Source organism: Mycolicibacterium fluoranthenivorans, assembly GCF_011758805.1.
Classification (GTDB): domain Bacteria; phylum Actinomycetota; class Actinomycetes; order Mycobacteriales; family Mycobacteriaceae; genus Mycobacterium; species Mycobacterium fluoranthenivorans.
This window is the reverse complement of the sequence record NZ_JAANOW010000002.1, coordinates 457,373-473,112: the sequence shown is the minus strand read 5'-3', so window position 1 is coordinate 473,112 and position 15,740 is coordinate 457,373. Positions and strand designations below refer to the sequence as shown.

General features: G+C 68.5%; 17 protein-coding genes. 3 read left to right on the top strand and 14 right to left on the bottom strand.

The annotated features are described in order from the left end of the window. Positions 1 to 22 precede the first annotated feature (22 nt). From FHU31_RS20310 to FHU31_RS20300, 3 genes are read right to left on the bottom strand one after another with little or no spacing between them, the layout of a single operon-like run. Positions 23 to 862 (bottom strand): transglutaminase family protein, encoded by an 840-nt coding sequence (locus tag FHU31_RS20310; RefSeq protein ID WP_090353435.1) that lies wholly within the window; start codon positions 860 to 862, stop codon positions 23 to 25. Then, entirely contained in the window at positions 862 to 1,839 is a 978-nt protein-coding gene (locus FHU31_RS20305) for an alpha-E domain-containing protein (RefSeq protein ID WP_090353434.1), read from the bottom strand. Before FHU31_RS20305 ends, FHU31_RS20310 begins: the two co-directional genes overlap by 1 nt. Continuing rightward, complete coding sequence (locus FHU31_RS20300; protein WP_409371163.1) at positions 1,839 to 3,515, bottom strand: circularly permuted type 2 ATP-grasp protein; 1,677 nt, start codon at positions 3,513 to 3,515, stop codon at positions 1,839 to 1,841. Before FHU31_RS20300 ends, FHU31_RS20305 begins: the two co-directional genes overlap by 1 nt. 167 nt (positions 3,516 to 3,682) lie before the next feature. Between FHU31_RS20300 and rpsT the strand changes: the two genes are divergently transcribed. Continuing rightward, a complete protein-coding gene (rpsT, locus tag FHU31_RS31595; protein WP_167161889.1) occupies positions 3,683 to 3,943 on the top strand; it encodes a 30S ribosomal protein S20 in 261 nt (86 codons plus the stop codon). 71 nt (positions 3,944 to 4,014) lie between these two features. On the opposite strand, the gene holA is transcribed toward rpsT, so the two are convergent. The 10 genes from holA to FHU31_RS20245 form a co-directional block, all read right to left on the bottom strand. Continuing rightward, on the bottom strand, positions 4,015 to 4,980 hold the full coding sequence (gene holA / locus FHU31_RS20290) for a DNA polymerase III subunit delta (RefSeq protein ID WP_167161887.1): 966 nt from the start codon (positions 4,978 to 4,980) through the stop codon (positions 4,015 to 4,017). A 12-nt stretch (positions 4,981 to 4,992) separates the two neighbouring features. Further along, positions 4,993 to 6,525: a ComEC/Rec2 family competence protein gene (locus tag FHU31_RS20285; RefSeq protein WP_167161885.1), complete on the bottom strand. Its 1,533-nt coding sequence runs from the start codon at positions 6,523 to 6,525 to the stop codon at positions 4,993 to 4,995. Next, positions 6,522 to 7,307, bottom strand: coding sequence for a ComEA family DNA-binding protein (locus FHU31_RS20280; protein ID WP_167161883.1), 786 nt, complete (start codon positions 7,305 to 7,307; stop codon positions 6,522 to 6,524). The genes FHU31_RS20285 and FHU31_RS20280 overlap by 4 nt, the downstream gene beginning before the upstream one ends. A 94-nt stretch (positions 7,308 to 7,401) precedes the next feature. Next, complete coding sequence (locus FHU31_RS20275; protein ID WP_167161882.1) at positions 7,402 to 7,803, bottom strand: DUF6841 family protein; 402 nt, start codon at positions 7,801 to 7,803, stop codon at positions 7,402 to 7,404. Between the two features lie 9 nt (positions 7,804 to 7,812). Further along, positions 7,813 to 8,256 carry a RidA family protein gene (locus FHU31_RS20270; RefSeq protein ID WP_167161881.1) on the bottom strand — a complete coding sequence of 148 codons (444 nt, stop codon included), beginning with the start codon at positions 8,254 to 8,256 and terminating at the stop codon, positions 7,813 to 7,815. Beyond that, the gene (locus FHU31_RS20265) at positions 8,253 to 9,284 is read right to left on the bottom strand and encodes an acetamidase/formamidase family protein (protein ID WP_167161880.1); all 1,032 of its coding nucleotides are present in this window, start codon (positions 9,282 to 9,284) and stop codon (positions 8,253 to 8,255) included. The genes FHU31_RS20270 and FHU31_RS20265 overlap by 4 nt, the downstream gene beginning before the upstream one ends. An 81-nt stretch (positions 9,285 to 9,365) precedes the next feature. Further along, positions 9,366 to 10,193 (bottom strand): SDR family NAD(P)-dependent oxidoreductase, encoded by an 828-nt coding sequence (locus FHU31_RS20260; protein ID WP_167161878.1) that lies wholly within the window; start codon positions 10,191 to 10,193, stop codon positions 9,366 to 9,368. A 5-nt stretch (positions 10,194 to 10,198) separates the two neighbouring features. Further along, on the bottom strand, positions 10,199 to 10,762 hold the full coding sequence (locus FHU31_RS20255; protein WP_167161876.1) for a 2,4'-dihydroxyacetophenone dioxygenase family protein: 564 nt from the start codon (positions 10,760 to 10,762) through the stop codon (positions 10,199 to 10,201). Beyond that, positions 10,759 to 11,619, bottom strand: a complete 861-nt coding sequence (locus tag FHU31_RS20250; protein ID WP_167161874.1) for an alpha/beta fold hydrolase — start codon at positions 11,617 to 11,619, stop codon at positions 10,759 to 10,761. Before FHU31_RS20250 ends, FHU31_RS20255 begins: the two co-directional genes overlap by 4 nt. A 13-nt stretch (positions 11,620 to 11,632) precedes the next feature. Beyond that, complete coding sequence (locus tag FHU31_RS20245; RefSeq protein WP_167161872.1) at positions 11,633 to 12,031, bottom strand: DUF1330 domain-containing protein; 399 nt, start codon at positions 12,029 to 12,031, stop codon at positions 11,633 to 11,635. Between the two features lie 180 nt (positions 12,032 to 12,211). On the opposite strand from FHU31_RS20245, the gene FHU31_RS20240 reads away from it, so the two are divergent. Both FHU31_RS20240 and FHU31_RS20235 read left to right on the top strand, forming a co-directional pair. Then, entirely contained in the window at positions 12,212 to 13,468 is a 1,257-nt protein-coding gene (locus FHU31_RS20240; protein ID WP_167161870.1) for a PucR family transcriptional regulator, read from the top strand. Positions 13,469 to 13,508: 40 nt separating this feature from the next. After that, the gene (locus FHU31_RS20235; RefSeq protein WP_167161868.1) at positions 13,509 to 14,996 is read left to right on the top strand and encodes a serine hydrolase domain-containing protein; all 1,488 of its coding nucleotides are present in this window, start codon (positions 13,509 to 13,511) and stop codon (positions 14,994 to 14,996) included. Here the strand turns inward: FHU31_RS20235 and ripB are convergent. Continuing rightward, entirely contained in the window at positions 14,993 to 15,697 is a 705-nt protein-coding gene (gene ripB, locus FHU31_RS20230; RefSeq protein ID WP_167162885.1) for an NlpC/P60 family peptidoglycan endopeptidase RipB, read from the bottom strand. The genes FHU31_RS20235 and ripB overlap by 4 nt on opposite strands. Between the last annotated feature and the right edge of the window lie 43 nt (positions 15,698 to 15,740).

Genomic DNA, 15,740 nt, shown 5'->3' with positions numbered 1-15,740 from the left:
TAACCCCGCCCCGGCGACTCGGCTACGCCAGCCGGGTGATCTCCACGACGACGTCGAGGTCGGTCGAGCCCTCACCGGAATAGATGCCCTTCAGTGGCGTCACGTCCGCATAGTCCCGGCCCACACCGACCGTGACGTACTGCTCGTTGATCTCGTTGTCATTGGTCGGGTCGTAGTTCCACCAGCCGCCGGTCCACGCCTGGATCCACGCGTGGCTCTGCCCGTCGATGGTGTCCCCGATGGCGGCCTTGCGCTTGGGATGTAGGTAGCCCGAGACGTAGCGCGAGGGAATTCCCATGCTGCGCAACAAGATCAAGGTCAAGTGGGCGAAGTCCTGGCACACCCCTTTGCCTTCGCGCAGTGCATCCAGCCCGGAGGAGTGCACCCCGGTGGTGCCCGGAACGTATTCCAGTTCGCTGTGCGCCCAGTTCGCCGCCGCGATCACCGCGTCCTGCGGTTCGTACTCCTTGGCGATGCGCTGTCCCACTCGTTGGACCCGCTTGCTGGCCGGCGTGTACCTGGTGGGGCTGAGCACCTCGTCGAACCGGTCGATCACCGCCTCGGACCGCAGTTCCTCCCAGGTGACCTTCTCCTCGGGCAGCTGGTCGGGCTCGGTCTCGACCACCGAGGACGAGACGACCTCGAGCTCGGTGTGCGGGGCGTGCAGGTCGAATGACGTGACCGCGGTGCCCCAGTAGTCCACATACCGGTAGGACCGCGTGGCCGGGGTGGTCTCGACCCGGTTGAGGATGACGTTCTGACGGGAATCCGATCGTGGCGTCAACCGGGCCTCGTTGAACGAGGCGGTGACCGGCGACTTGTAGGCGTAGCCCGTCGCATGGACCACCCGCATACGCCACATCAGATTTCTCCCTCTTCGATCGCCATCGCACCGTTACGCCCCGCATCGGTCCACGCCACCCATGGTGCCGAGTGGAAGAACTGCAAGGCCAACGCCTCCCCCACCTCGACGCAGGTCTTCTGCAGGCCGGCGAGGTGTTCCTCCAGCGATTCCAGGACCACCCCGGGTCGCAGGAATTCCAGCTCGCTGCGGGCCCGGCCGAGCAGCCGTTGCGCCTCGATGGTCGAACCCACCCGATTGTGCGGACGGTTGAGCAGCTCGTCGAGGCTGTGCTCGGCCAGCCGCAGCGAATAGAACACCGACCGCGGGAAAAGCCGGTCCAGCAGCATGAATTCGACCACCCGCCCGGCGTCGAGCACGCCGCGGTAGGTGCGCAGGTACGTGTCGTGGGCACCCGCCGACCGCAGCACCGTGACCCAGGCCGGTGACGACGCGCTGTCGCCGACTCGGGACAGCAGCAGCCGCACCGTCATATCGACGCGTTCGATCGCCCGGCCCAGCAGCAGGAACCGGTAGCCGTCATCGCGGGACAGGGTGGAGTCGGCCAGCCCGGCGAACATTGCGGCGCGCGCCTCGACGTAGGCGAGAAACTCGTGCGGGCCGAGGCGTTTGGCGGCGCGTTCGCGTTCGGCCAGTGCGTTGTAGGTGGTGTTCAGGCATTCCCACATCTCGGTCGAGGTGACCTCGCGGGCCCCGCGGGCGTTCTCCCGGGCCCCCGAGATGGAGTCGACGATCGAGCAGCCGCCCTGGGTGTCGCGACTGAACGCCACCAGATCGGTCAACGACCAGACATCCAGGGCGTGCTTGGGGGACTCGATTCCCAACACCCGCAACAGGGTTCGCGATTCCTGGTCGGGGTCCACGCTGGAATCCTCCAGCAGCTGGTGCACCGTGACGTCGAGAATCCGCGCGGTGTCGTCGGCGCGTTCGACGTAGCGGCCGATCCAGTACAGGGACTCGGCGTTGCGGGCCAACATTATTCGCTCACCCCCTGTTGCTGTTGCTGAGCCTGTTGCTGCTGCTGCGTGGTCGGCGACTCCTCGGTCCGCTCGGGTTTGGCGGTTTTGCCGGCCCGCGCCGTCTTCGCCGGCGGCGCCTTCACCAGCACCTCGGCGGCCAGCTCGCGGTCGGCGGCCGAGGTGCGCGAGGCCAGCACCCAGGTGTCCTTGGAACCACCGCCCTGGCTGGAGTTCACCACCAGCGAACCCTCCGGCAGCGCCACCCGCGTCAGTCCGCCGGGCAGCACCCACACGTCGTCACCGTCGTTGACCGCGAAGGGTCGCAGGTCGACGTGCCGGGGCACCAGTTTGTCGCCGATGCGAGTCGGGACGGTCGACAGCTGTACGACCGGCTGAGCGATCCAGCCACGCGGATCGGCGCGGATCTTCTTGGAGATCGTGGCGAGTTCCTTGGCCGAGGCGTCCGGGCCGAACACGATGCCGTACCCACCGGAGCCCTCGACGGGTTTGATCACCAACTCGTCCACCCGGTCGAGCACCTCTTCGCGCTCGTCGTCGAGCCAGCACCGGAAGGTGTCCACGTTGGCGACCAACGGCTTCTCGCCGAGGTAGTACTCGATGATGGTCGGCACGTAGGTGTAGACAAGTTTGTCGTCACCGACGCCGTTGCCGACCGCGCTGGAGATGACGACGTTGCCGGCCCGCGCGGCATTCAGGACGCCCGCGACACCGAGCATGGAGTCCGGCTTGAACACCATGGGGTCCAGAAAGTCGTCATCGATGCGGCGGTAGATGACATCGACCTGCCGCTCACCCTCGGTGGTGCGCATGTAGACGGTGTTGTCACGGCAGAACAGGTCGCGGCCCTCGACCAGCTCGACACCCATCTGGCGGGCCAGCAGCGAATGCTCGAAGTACGCGGAGTTGTACACACCGGGGGTGAGCACCACGACGGTCGGGTCGGCCTCGTTGGAGGCCGCCGCCTTGCGCAGCGCCCGCAGCAGGTGCGAGGCGTAGTCGCCGACCGCCCGCACCCGGTGGGTGGCGAACAGGTTCGGGAACACCCGTGCCATGGTCCGACGGTTCTCCATGACGTAGGACACCCCGGACGGGGAGCGGAGGTTGTCCTCCAGCACTCGGAAGGTGCCCTGGGCGTCGCGGACCAGGTCGATGCCGGCGACGTGGATGCGCACGCCGTTGGGCGGGTTGATACCCACCGCCTCGCGGTGGAAGTGCTCGCACGAGGTGATGAGCCGGCGCGGGATCACCCCGTCGCGCAGGATCTCCTGGTCGCCGTAGATGTCATCGAGGTACATCTCCAGGGCCTTCACCCGCTGGGTGATCCCCTTCTCCAACCGCGACCACTCGGCAGCCGAGATCACCCGCGGTACCAGATCCAGCGGGAACGGCCGCTCCTGGCCCGACAGCGAGAACGTGATGCCCTGATCGATGAACGCTCGGCCGAGGGCTTCGGTGCGCGCCTCCAGCTCGGAGGCGTCCGAAGGTGACAGCTCGGCAAAGATGCCTTTGTACGGCCCGCGCACGTTGCCCTGCGCGTCGAACATCTCGTCGAACGCCTCGGAGTAGCTACCCCGGCCGTTATAGCCACCGAAGATCCCCACCTGGCGTTTCGCGGCGCCGGAGGAGGTGCGCGACGTCCGCGCCGATTCGTTGGGCAGTGTTCGTAGGGTCACGGTTGTCAATGCTGCACCAGATGTGCAGTTTCGGCAGGCCAGTCGGTCTCGCTTTGGGAGATCGGGGCATGCGCTGGTAACCTGAACAACCGCTGCCCAGCTTGGTTCGCTCGGCCCGGGCAATCAGACTTCGTATTCCAACCGACGTTCAAGAAGGAACTACACGCGTGGCCAACATCAAGTCGCAGGAAAAGCGCATCAAGACCAACGAGCGCCGCCGTCTGCGCAACCAGTCCGTCAAGTCGTCGCTGCGTACGGCTGTCCGCGGACTGCGTGAGGCCATCGACACCGGCGACAAGGACAAGGCCGGCACCCTGCTCGTCGAGACCAGCCGCAAGCTCGACCAGGCCGCCAGCAAGGGCGTGATCCACAAGAACCAGGCCGCGAACAAGAAGTCCGCCCTGGCGCTCGCCGTCAACAAGATCTGACGGCTCTTCTCCCACTCGACTGACGCGCGCGTGCGGCCCACCGGCCGGCGCGCGTTTCGTCGTCTCCGGAGTCAGCGATCGGTGGCGAGTTCGGCGACCCTGCGCACCGCTCGCTCCAGCGCGTAGTCCGCGTCCGCGGCGACGCCCTTCACATCGGCGTTGAGCGCCGCCACCACCTGCATGGCCTGCGCAACCCGATCCCTCGACCAGCGCCGCGACTGCTTCTGCGCCTTCTGCACCCGCCACGGCGGCATCCCCAGCTCGCCCGCGAGCCGGTACGGATCACCCGACAACGGGCCGACCCGGGCGATGGTGTGCACCGCCTCGGCAAGCGCGTCGGCCAGGACCACGTGTGGTTCCCCGCTGAGCATGGCCCAGCGCAGCGCCTCGGCCGCACCTGCCACATCGCCGAGTACCGCCTTGTCGGCGATATCGAAGCCCTTCACCTCGGCCTTGCCGCTGTGATAGCGGCGCACCGCCGCGACGTTGATCTGGCCGTCGGTGTCGGCGACCAGCTGCGAGCAGGCGGCAGCCAGCTCGCGCAGATCGGATCCGACGGCATCGATCATCGCGGTGACCGTGTCGTCGTCGACCTTCACCTTCAGCGTGCGGAACTCGTGCCGCACGAAATCGGCACGCTCGCCCGCCTTGGTGATCTTGGCGCACAGATGCACGTCGGCGCCGATCTTCTTCAGCTGATCGGCCATCGCCTTGGCCCGCCCGCCGCCCGAATGCACGACGACGAGCATGGTGCCCGGCGGCAGATCCCCGGCCGCCGACACGATCAGCGCGACCGCGTCCTTACCGGCCTCGGCGGCCGCCTCCAGCACCACCACCCGCTCGTCGGCGAACAGCGACGGGCTGAGCAGCTCGGCCAGCTCACTGGTGCTGACCTCGCCGGCACGCAGCCGGTCCACCGGGACGTCGGCGGTGCCCGCGCGGGCCCGCGCACCGCGCAACACGTCCGCGATGGCGCGCTCCACGAGCAGTTCCTCCTCGCCGAGCACCAGGTGCAGTCCCGCGGTCTCATTGCTCACGCGACGATGGTGTCACGACGACCCGACAACGCCGGACACGGTCCATGCCAACAGCGCGACACCGCACGCCGCCACCGCCAGCCGGACCCACCGCCAGCGCCAACCGAGCACCAGGGCCACACCGGCCACCGCCACCACCGCCACGCCGGCGACCCCGGAAGGCACCGGGACCGAGGCGCCCGGCACCGCCGCGACCCGGTGCGCCACCTGCAGCAGCCACCACAATTCGGGTCCGGTGAACCGGATGAGCAGCCCGGCACCGGCCGGCCACCAGGACGCCAGCACGGCCGCCGCGGTGCCGATCACCGTGATCGGCGGGATCACCGCGGCCACCATCAGGTTCGCCGCGACCGACAGCACGCTGAAGCGCCCGGAGATCCCGGCGATCAGCGGTGCGGTCACCAACTGGGCGGCCACCGCCACACTGACGGCGGCCGCCAGTGGCCTGGGCCAGCCCCGCTCGGTCAGCCTGGCTGACCACACCGGGGCGACGAGCACCAGCGCGGTAGTCGCCACCACCGACAACGCAAATCCGACATCGACCGCGAGTTGCGGCGCACCGACCATCAGCGCGATGACGGTGCAGGACAGCACCGGGATGGCCTGCCTGCGCCGGTGCGACAGCACCGCGAGAAGTCCGATCCCACCCATCACCGCGGCGCGCAGCACACTGGCCGACGGTTCGACCACGAGGACGAAGGCGATCAGGACGAGGAAGGCGAACACCGCGGCGATCCTGGGGCCGACGAGCAACGCCGACAACAGCGCCACCCCGCACACGATCGTCACATTGGCGCCGGAAACCGCGGTGAGATGGGTCAGCCCGGCCGTCCGGAAATCCGAGGCGGCCGGGGCCGTCACCGCCGAGGTGTCGCCCAGCACCAACGCAGGCAGCATCGCCGCTTGATCAGGAGGCAGGGTCAGGCGGGCCGCGGCGGCGAAAGCCGACCGGATGTGGCCGGCCAACCGCTGCGCGGCCGGCGCCCTGCCGACCGTCGGGTCGCCGACCGCGGTGAGCACCGCGACGGTCAGATCTGATCGGGTGGGCCGCCCGATCCGGGCCCGGAACGTCGTGGGGCGGCCCGCGGTCACCTCGCCGGAGCGCCAGCCGGGCGCGAACACCGTCACCGCACCATCGGCCGGGGCTCCGGCCACCTGCCGGAGCGCGGCACGGAACAGCAACCGGCCGCCGCCCAGCACACGTGGGCTCTCCGTAGGTGTCACCGTGGCCGTGACGGTCGTGCCCACCCGTGCGGTGATCGGGTGGTGGCGCACATCGTGTGCCCGCAGTCCGATCGACAGGGCGAAGCACCCACCGACCAACGCCACCGCGAGCACAGCGGCCGCACCGAACTCGGGGCCGTCCCGGTCTGCGGCCGGTGCCCGCACGCTGTACCACCGCAGCAGTGCCGACGCCGCGATCGCCGCCGCGACCACGACGGCGAGCGCACCCGCGGGCCAGAGGATCCCGGCCGCGGTGACCGCCCAACTGGTCACGGCGGCAGGCACCAATCGGACGTCGAGCGCAGGGCGGTCGATGTTCACACATGGACCAGGTCGCGAAGCTTCTCAAGGCGAGCCGGCCCGATCCCGTCGACCTCGCCCAACTGGTCGACACTGCTGAAGCGGCCATGTGCCGCACGCCACGCGAGGATGGCGGCGGCCGTCACCGGTCCCACGCCGGGCAGTGCGTCGAGGTCCTCGGCGGTGGCGGTATTGAGATCCACGGCGGCACCGGCCGGTGCGGCACCCGACGGGCCCGGGGCGGCACTGGAACTGGAGCTGGAACTCACCGAGCTGCCCATCGGCGACGGTGCGCCCGGCGGTGCGGTGATGCCGACGATGATCTGCTCACCGTCGGTGACGCGCCGTGCCATGTTCAGCCCGACCAGATCGGCTCCGTCCAGCGGCCCGCCGGCGGCCGCCAAGGCGTCGGCGGTTCTGGCGCCCATGGTCAGCGTGACCAGTCCGGGCTTGTGCACCAGACCCACGACGCTGACCACCACCGGGCCTTCGACCGGCCCCGGTGGCGGTGCCGCCGACGAAATCATCTGCACCTCGGGCAGATTCGCCGAGGCCACGGGTGGGGTGCGATCACGCACCAGAGTGAAGACCGTGACCAGCACCGCCAGCAGGCCCACCACGATCAGTGCGATGACGCCGGCACGGCCCGGGTCCGCCCGGAGCGCGCCGATCCAGTCACCCGAGCGTCGCGTGGAATCGGGCAACCACCGTGACAGCGAGGTGTCGGTCTCCTCATCGGGATCGGCATCCGGGGTGGTACCGATACGGCGGGTCAGCCGTTGCGCCGGTGATTCGGTGTCCATGCTCCGACGGTAGGCAACCGCACCAACAACATTGGGCCGCCAGGAACCGCAGGAGGATGAGCTGTGGATGAATCCGGCACTGTGGATAACCGGTTCAGCCGCCGTGGGATGCGAGCACCGCGATCTGCAGTCCGTCGGTGCCGTCTGCTATCAGGTAGGTGACCGCCAGGCGGTTGATTTCGCCGCCGTGGCGGTCGTGCCGCACGAACGCGCCCCGGTACAGCGCCGAACTGGCGTTGAGCACCGTCACGTCGGCACTGAGCAGCGAGGTGTGGCCATAGGACTGGGCGCGCAATCCGTCGACCTGCCCTTGGATCACCGAGGCCACCTGATCCGCGGTGGTGAGCGGCACCACCCCGTCGTCGGTGGTGATGAGAAGGGGCACCGCGTACCGGCTCAGCAGCGCTGAGAGCTCATGTTCACCGCGGACCGTCGAGGCGAAAACGTCAAGGTACTCTCCGAACCAGCGGCGCACCGCAGCGGAATCGATTGCCATACCGCGATATTAGGGCGAGCCCCATCCCCCGCTGCGCCATGCCACCCAGTCGATCTCGACGCGTGCGCCCACCGCCAGTCCGGTCACGCCCACGCAGGTACGCGACGGCAGACGGTCGGGAAACCATGCGGCGTATGCGGTGTTGAAGGCCGGGTACTCGGACCAGTCCGTGAGGTACGCCCGCACGGACACCACGTCAGCCAGTCCCCCGCCGCACAATTCGGTGACCTTCAGCAGATTGGCCAGCACCTGGTCGGTCTGGGCTGCGATGTCCTCGCTCACCACCACGCCGCTGGTATCGGTGGGCATCTGACCGGTGACATGCAAGGTCTGGCCGGCCGCGGTCGCGTGCGCGAACGGGGCCACCGACGGCGGAACCCCGTCGGCCGGGGTGAAGGTGAATGCGCGGATCGCGCCCCCCACCTCCCCCGTCGCTTCGCTCGCCCCGGTCATGCCAGGGCTCCCCACTCGCCGGCGAAGCATCTCTTGTCGATCCTGGCGTGCACGCCCTGGCGCTGATCGACGACCTGGGTCACGGTGAAGTCGACCGCCACCGACATGAACGAATAGGCGTCCGCAGCGGACAGCCCGAACAGGCGCTGCAACAGGCCCAGGGCCCGCACCGCCGCGGCGCGCATCGCGGCGTCCAGATCGTCGCCGAAGCCGTGGACGAGCAGTTCGGTCGCCGTCTCCAGCACGGGAACGGTGAACGGCAGATCCCGGCGCACCGTCAGGCGCAACAGGCCGTTCAACGACGCCTCCAGTGCGGTACCACTGATCTCACCATCGCCTTGCGACACGTGCGGGTCACCGATCGACAGTAGAGCACCCGCGGTGTGCACCGGGTAGTACATCCGTCCGCCCGCACCGATCCGCCAGTTGTCGATATTGCCGCCGTGGTCCCCAGGTGGCACCGACGACAGCCGCCCGTCGGCGACCGGGGCCACGCCCATGGTGCCGAAGTGCGGTCGCAGCGGGACGGTGACGCCGGGTAACGCGGGCTCTCGCCGGACGCTTCCGGGGTCGACGACGGCGCCGGGCTGATCAGCCAGTGGCGTGGTGTTCCAGTCGTAGCCGAACACGGCACGACCGCGCAGTGCGGAGGAGTCCAGTTCGTAGATCGTGACACGTTCGACGGCGGTGAGGTCGTACAGGTATCCCCAATGCGCGGCTAGGTTCGAGCCATAAGGCAATCGCGGTGTCGCCTCCAGGATGTCGACCTGCAGCACGTCTCCGGGCTGGGCACCGTGCACCGCGATCGGCCCGGTCAACAGGTGCGGGCCCGGGCCACGATCGGTCACCTGCTCGAATACCGCGCGGATCCCGCTGTCCATCAACAGATCCGGCGCATCGCCGGCGTGGTGCGTGAGGGCCTCGACCGCCACCAGATCGCCCGACGCCACGGTGAGCACCGGGGCCAGCGCACGATCGAAGTAGCCCCAGTGAACGGTCGACGGGGTGGCCGGCAGGGCGTGGTACATCCGGCGATCATGCCAGCGCGCCCGGGAATCGGCGCGCCGAGTTTTCCTGCCGCCCGTCACCAGGTGGTGCCGATCACGCTGTCATTCGGCGACTTTCGCCATGACCGCGGATAACCGTCGGGCCAGCGGCGGGGCGATGCGCGACAGCACGTACATGACGTGGGCCTCGGGCGCGATCGGTGCCACCGCCCGGTTGCGGTCGACCGCCTTCAGGATGTTGGCGGCCGCGCGTGCGGGGGTGTAGCCGCGCCTGGCGTAGGTCTTGGCCGTCTTCGCCTTGCGCGCGGCCGCATCTCCCCCGCGATAGGCGCTGTTGCGGGTGATCGCGGTGTCGATGATGCCGGGACAGACTGCCGTGACCCCGACACGGTGTGGCGCGAGCTCGATGCGCAACGCTTCGGACAGTCCGACGACGGCGTGCTTGCTGGCGCTGTAGCCGCCCAGCTGTGGGTTGGCCAGCAGTCCCGCCGCCGAGGCGACGTTGACCACGTGTCCGCCACCGCGTTCGGCCATGGCCGGCACGAACGCGTTGATCCCGTGCACCACGCCCATCACGTTGACCCCCAGTAGGCGTCCCCAGTCGGCGAGGGTGGTGTCCAGGATTCCGCCGATCACGGCGATCCCGGCGTTGTTGATCAGCAGGTCCGGTACCCCGAACTGCTCGACGGTGGTCTTGCCGAACACCGCCATCTGTTCGGCGTCGGAGACGTCGACGACCTGGCCCTCGGCCTTGGCGCCGGAGGCGCGGACGAGGTCGAGGGTCTGTTCCAGTCCGGCTTCGTCGCGGTCGCACAACGACAAGGTCGCGCCCCGACGGCCGGCATGGACGGCCAGTTCGCGACCGATTCCGCTACCGGCGCCGGTGACGACGACGACCCGGCCGGTCAGATCCTTGGTCTTGAGGGTCATCGCGCTCAGGCCCCGCTGCGAGACGTCACGCCGGCGGCGCCGCCGCCGATGTAGGTGATCGGGCCCAGATGTTGGGCCTCGCCCAGCACCTCGACGAGGTGCGTACCGCTGACCGCGTCGAGGATCGAGTGGAAGCTGCCGTCCTCGTTGAAGTTGATATTGGCGCCCTCGACCCACGTGAGCAGAACCGTGTCCTCGGTGTTGGATTCCGGGCAGACGAACGTGTGCACTGAGCCGCCCGGCTCGAACAGGTACGAGCCCGCCGTCTGGAGCTGGTCCGGGTACTCCAGGTAGTGCCAGGAACCGGACAGCGTGTATCCCTCGGCGATACCGGTGTGATAGTGCAGGGGCACCCGGGAACCCGGCTCGAAGATCGCCAGGACGACCCAGCGGCCGGCCTCGAGGTCGAACCGGAGCGGTTTGAAATGGATGCCGGGACCCAGCGCGTTCTTGATCAGCGGGATGTCGTTGCTGTTGACGGTGAGCAGTTCGGCCTGCGGCAGCGCGACCAGCGGGAGTGGCGCGCCGGTGCCGGTCGTGGCCGGGCCGGGCGCAATGGTGAGGGTCATGATGGTGTCCTTTCCAGACGGTGTGGTGTGTCGAGGTGTTGCCGTAGGAACGGGAGGAGGATCTCGGTGACCCGCTCGGGGCGCTCCAGCCAGACCCAATGGCCGGCACCGTCGACGAGGTGGATATCGGCCGAGGGAAACGGTTCGAGTTGACGGAGGGCCTGCGCGGTCGGGATGTACACGTCACCGGTACCCCAAATAACCTGGCTGGGAATATCTTTCGCGGCCAGGGGTGCGACCAGACGGTCCATCATCTGCCGCGTGGTCGAGCGGTACAGGTCAAGGATCGCGCGCTTGGTTGCCCACGGGCGGATCAGGCCGGCGAGATGCTCGACCCATCGCCGGTCCAGCCCCGGGTTGTCGTGCGCCAGTAGCTTTCGCACTGCCGCAGGTACCGCGGCGGCCTGGAACACCTCGCCGATCACCGGCGTACGCCACACGCGGGCCAGTCGGTGCCAGTCATAGTCGAGGAGAACTCCGGTGTTGAGCAGGCTGACGCTGGCGACGCGCTCGACGTTGGCGGCGGCCCACGTCAGCGACCAAGGGCCGCCGAAGTCGTGGGCGACCAAATGAACTCGCTGCACACCCAGCGCATCGACGATTCCGCCCAGGTGGCGGGCATAGCCCGCGACCGTGTAGTCCATATCGCGGCGCTTCTCCGCACCGCCGAAACCGGGCATGTCCGGGGCGACGACGGCCACATACGGGCGAACGGCCTCCAGCAGTGGCAGCCAGTCCGCTCCGGAGCCCGGGTTGCCGTGGACGAACACCACCGCTTCCCCGGTACCCGTGCCAGCGGGACCGCCGACCAGAACCGGTGCGCGCACGTCACCGACCACGATTTGCTGTCGAATCATCCTGGCTACCAAGTCAGTTCGTGTTCATCCACTGCTCGGTCGCAATCAGACCCGAGGTGTGCAGAGCCGCGGAGCGGTAGGTGGCGATCGTCTGATATTCCGGATCGAGCACCATGTCCAGGAACTTCGCCCGGGACGGGTACTGCACCAGCAGGATGGTGTCCCACCAGGGCGCGTCCTCGCCGCCGATGACGGTGTGGGTGGCATCGCCGACGTAGACGATCGACGCGCCAACCCGGTCCAAATGCGGTTGCACGGCCGCGGTGTAGCGCAGATATGAGTCACGCCCGCCCTCGTCGTTGAACGCCAGCAGGTTCACCATGACAATCGGAGCGTCATTGTGCTGAGCCGCCGTGACGAGGGTGCGCACCTGGGACTCGGTGGGGTCGATGTGGCGATCTGCGCTCGACATTCAAATCTCCTTCTGACGAGGTGTCATACCTGTTGGAGGCATACTTGGACACTAGGTACCGGCCATCGATCCGCTCTTGGACAACCGCGACAGCATCTGCACCGGCTTTGTACTGGCAGTACAAAGCCGGTCGCCGAAAAGGCCCCTCGACCCGCGAGGTTGGCGCTAGTGTCCGGATTCATGGGACAGGAGTGGGACCAGCTGGGCGACACCGGCAATCGGCGGTCCTGGCAGCAAGTCGTACGCCCGGTGGCGCGTGAGTTGCGCGCCGAAGCCCCGCAGTTGACCCGATCGATGGTCACCCGGATGCAAGCCGCCCTGCCTGCGGTGATGCCCGACGCCGCGACCGTCGCCGAGAACGCCGTCAGCACCGAGCAGACGATCGAGGCGCTGGCCGACGGACTCACCGAAGGCGTGGACCCTCGTCGGCTCGAACTTCCCGCAGCCACAGTGGCTTTCGCGGAGGCCGGCGTCCATCGACAAGTGCCGCCGTCACAGTTGGTCCGGGCCTACCGAATAGGCCACGAGTACATCTGGCAGTGGTGCTTCGAGCGGATCGCGTTGCGGTGCGACGACACCGCCGCCCTGCGCACCGCCACCGAACTGTTCACCAGCTGGACCTTCACCTATGCCGACGCGGCGATCACCAGAGTCGAGGAGGCGGTCGAGGCCGAACGCGAACGGTGGTTACGCAGTGCGTTGGCCGCCCGAGGCGCGGCGATCACGGCGATCATCTCCGGCGAGGAACGAAACCAGGACCGGGCGAGCAGCCGCCTGCGCTACGCGCTGGGGCATTGCCACCTCGGCCTGGCGGCGGCCGTACTGAATCCCGTCGGCGATGACGACCCCCAGGAAGCGTTGTCGCAGGCCGTCTCCCGGCTTGCCGTCCTCGTCGACGCCGCGACGCACCTGGCCCACCCGACCGGTGTGACGACGTGCGCCGCGTGGATCAGCCGAGCACGAGCGTTCACCGAAGAGGACACCGCCGCGCTCGCCGACTGCCGGCTGCCCGGGCTGCGGATCGGGGTGGGTGACCCCGGCCGGGGCCTCGAGGGCTTCCGTCGCTCCGCTGTGGAGGCCGGCCATGCCCGCCGCGTCGCGGCCGACGCGAAGCTCACCGGAGTGATGCTCTACCGGAACCTCGCGGTCCCCGCTCTGGCCAGCGTCGACTCCGAACTTGCCGCCACCTTCGTGCACCGCGTCCTGGGCGCACTCGCGGGTACCGACGACGTGGCCCGGCGCGCGGCCGAGGCGTTGACCGTCTATCTCGACGAAAACCGAAGCCGCACCAAGGCGGCGGCGCGCTTGCACGTCCATCCGAACACCATCACCTACCGCGTCCAGCAAGCCGAACAGATCCTCGGCCGACGGATCGACGCCGCCTCACTGGACCTGCGGGTCGCACTCGCGCTCCTGCCGTCATTCCGCGCGTCGTGAGCCGAGTGACACACCCAAGGCGCCGGCCTGCGGGTCGCCGATGTCCGCTAGCGTCGAACCGGTGAGAAGGTGCGTCGCCCGGATCTGCGCCACCCTGTTGCTCGTCGTCGCCGCAGCGCCTGCGTGCGCCCGGGTGACACCACCACCGCAGCGCACCGATATGGCGCCCAGCGTGGTTCCCGACGGTCCATTCGCACCCGTCATCCGCGTGGTGAACGACGCCATCGCGGCGCACCGGATGCCGGGCGCGGTGGTCCAGATCGGGCACGCGGGCACCGTCGTCTTCCAGCAGGCCTTCGGCTGGCGGAAACTCCCCGGTGAGCCGGGACTGGAAGGATCGCCTTCACCCGGCGAGCCGATGACCACGGACACGATCTTCGACCTGGCATCCCTGACCAAGCCGCTGTCGACGACCGTGGCCTTTCTCCAGCTCTACGACCGGGGTCTGGTGAAGGTCGACGAACCGGTCGAGGAATACCTACCGGAGTTCAACCCGACCCACGATCCGCGACGTGCCCAGGTGACACTGCGCATGCTGCTCACCCACACCTCGGGAACGGGTGGCGACCTGAGCCGGCAGGGCCCCTGGGGCCTGACCGCCGCGGACAAAGCCGACGGCCTACATCGCGCGTTGACCGCGCCGCTGGAGTTCGGCCCCGGTGACGGTTTTCACTACTCCGATATCAACTTCCTGATCCTCGGCGCGCTCATCGAGAAGATCACCCGCGCACCGCTGGACACCTATGTGCAAGACCATGTCTTTGCCCCCCTTGGGCTGGCGGACACCCGCTATCTGCCCGCCGCCAAGGCTTGCGGTCGACACGAAATCCGCGGTACTGCAGTTGCTTTCGACCCGAAGGCGGCCGTACCCAGCGCCTGTCCGCCGGGCACGTGGAGCACCGACCTCCTGGCCCGCATCGCCCCGACCGCCCACGACGACGACACGCCGGGTGTCAACCCTGACTTCGGCCACCTGCTCCGCGGCACGGTGCACGACCCGACGGCGCGACGGATGGGCGGGGTGGCCGGCAGCGCAGGCGTGTTCACGACAGCGCACGACGTCGGCCGGTACGCCCAAGCGCTGCTCGATCGTCTCGCCGGACGACCCAGCGATTTCCCGCTGAGCCGGCCGGCGGCGGAACTGATGACCACTCCCCAGCAACCCGGTCACACCGACACCCAACTCGACGCGGCGCGCGACGCCAGCCGGAGGGCCATCGAGGAGTCGCCCAACACCACCGATCCCCTACTCGCACCGCGCTACCCGGCGATCGCCGGCCAGGATCTGCGCGGGTTCGGCTGGGATATCGACACGGAGCTGTCCAAGCCGCGCGGCATGGTGTTCCCTATCGGCAGCTTCGGTCACAGTGGCTTCACCGGCGTGACACTGTGGATCGATCCAGGCTCGGACACCTACGTGGCGATCCTGGCGAATGTGATCCATCAGCCGGGCGGGCCGCCGATCGTGCGGCTCAGCGGTGACGTGGCCACACTGGCGGCGCGGGTTCTGCGCCTCTACGGCAGTTAAGTCTCGACCACGCGCGTGACGTACGGCGTCATCCCCGGCATGCGCACGGCCGACACCTTCACCGGCACTCCGGTCTGCTGTGCCTCGATCATCTGCCCGTTACCCAGATAGAGCGCGGTGTGCTGACTGCCGCCCGGTCCCCAGAACAGCAGGTCGCCGCGGCGCGCCTCGGACTTGGCCACGTGCCGCCCGGCGTTGTACTGATCACCCGACCATCTCGGCAGCAGCACACCGACACCCGCGTAGGCAAACCGGGTAAGGCCTGAACAGTCGAAACCCACAGTGCCGGAACCGGAGTCGATTCCCTTACTCGGACCCGTGAGGCTTCCCCCACCCCACGAGTACGGCACACCGATCTGCGAACCCGCGCGCCTGATCGTGTACTCGATCGCCTGCGGCCCCCGCACACGACCACCGACCGGCCCGTCGCTGGCCAGGCCGAGTGCGGCGAGAAACTTGTGCCCCAGATCGGCCGTGGTCTGCGCCGCGATACGGGTGGCCCCCAGCGAGGCATTGGCCAACGCCAGCGGATCACCCGGGGCACCGGCACTGATCCGTTGCGGCAGTGACGGATCGAAGAGACCGTCATCGGCGCGGGCCACCGGCGGCGTCACCGCAGCCAGAAACGCGGAAGCCAGAAGCAAACCGGTGACCTCAATTGCTTCTCGGCGGCGCACAAACCACCTCCACCACTCACATATTCACGTAGTACCCACGCATGTACTGACAAAGACCAACGTAAGG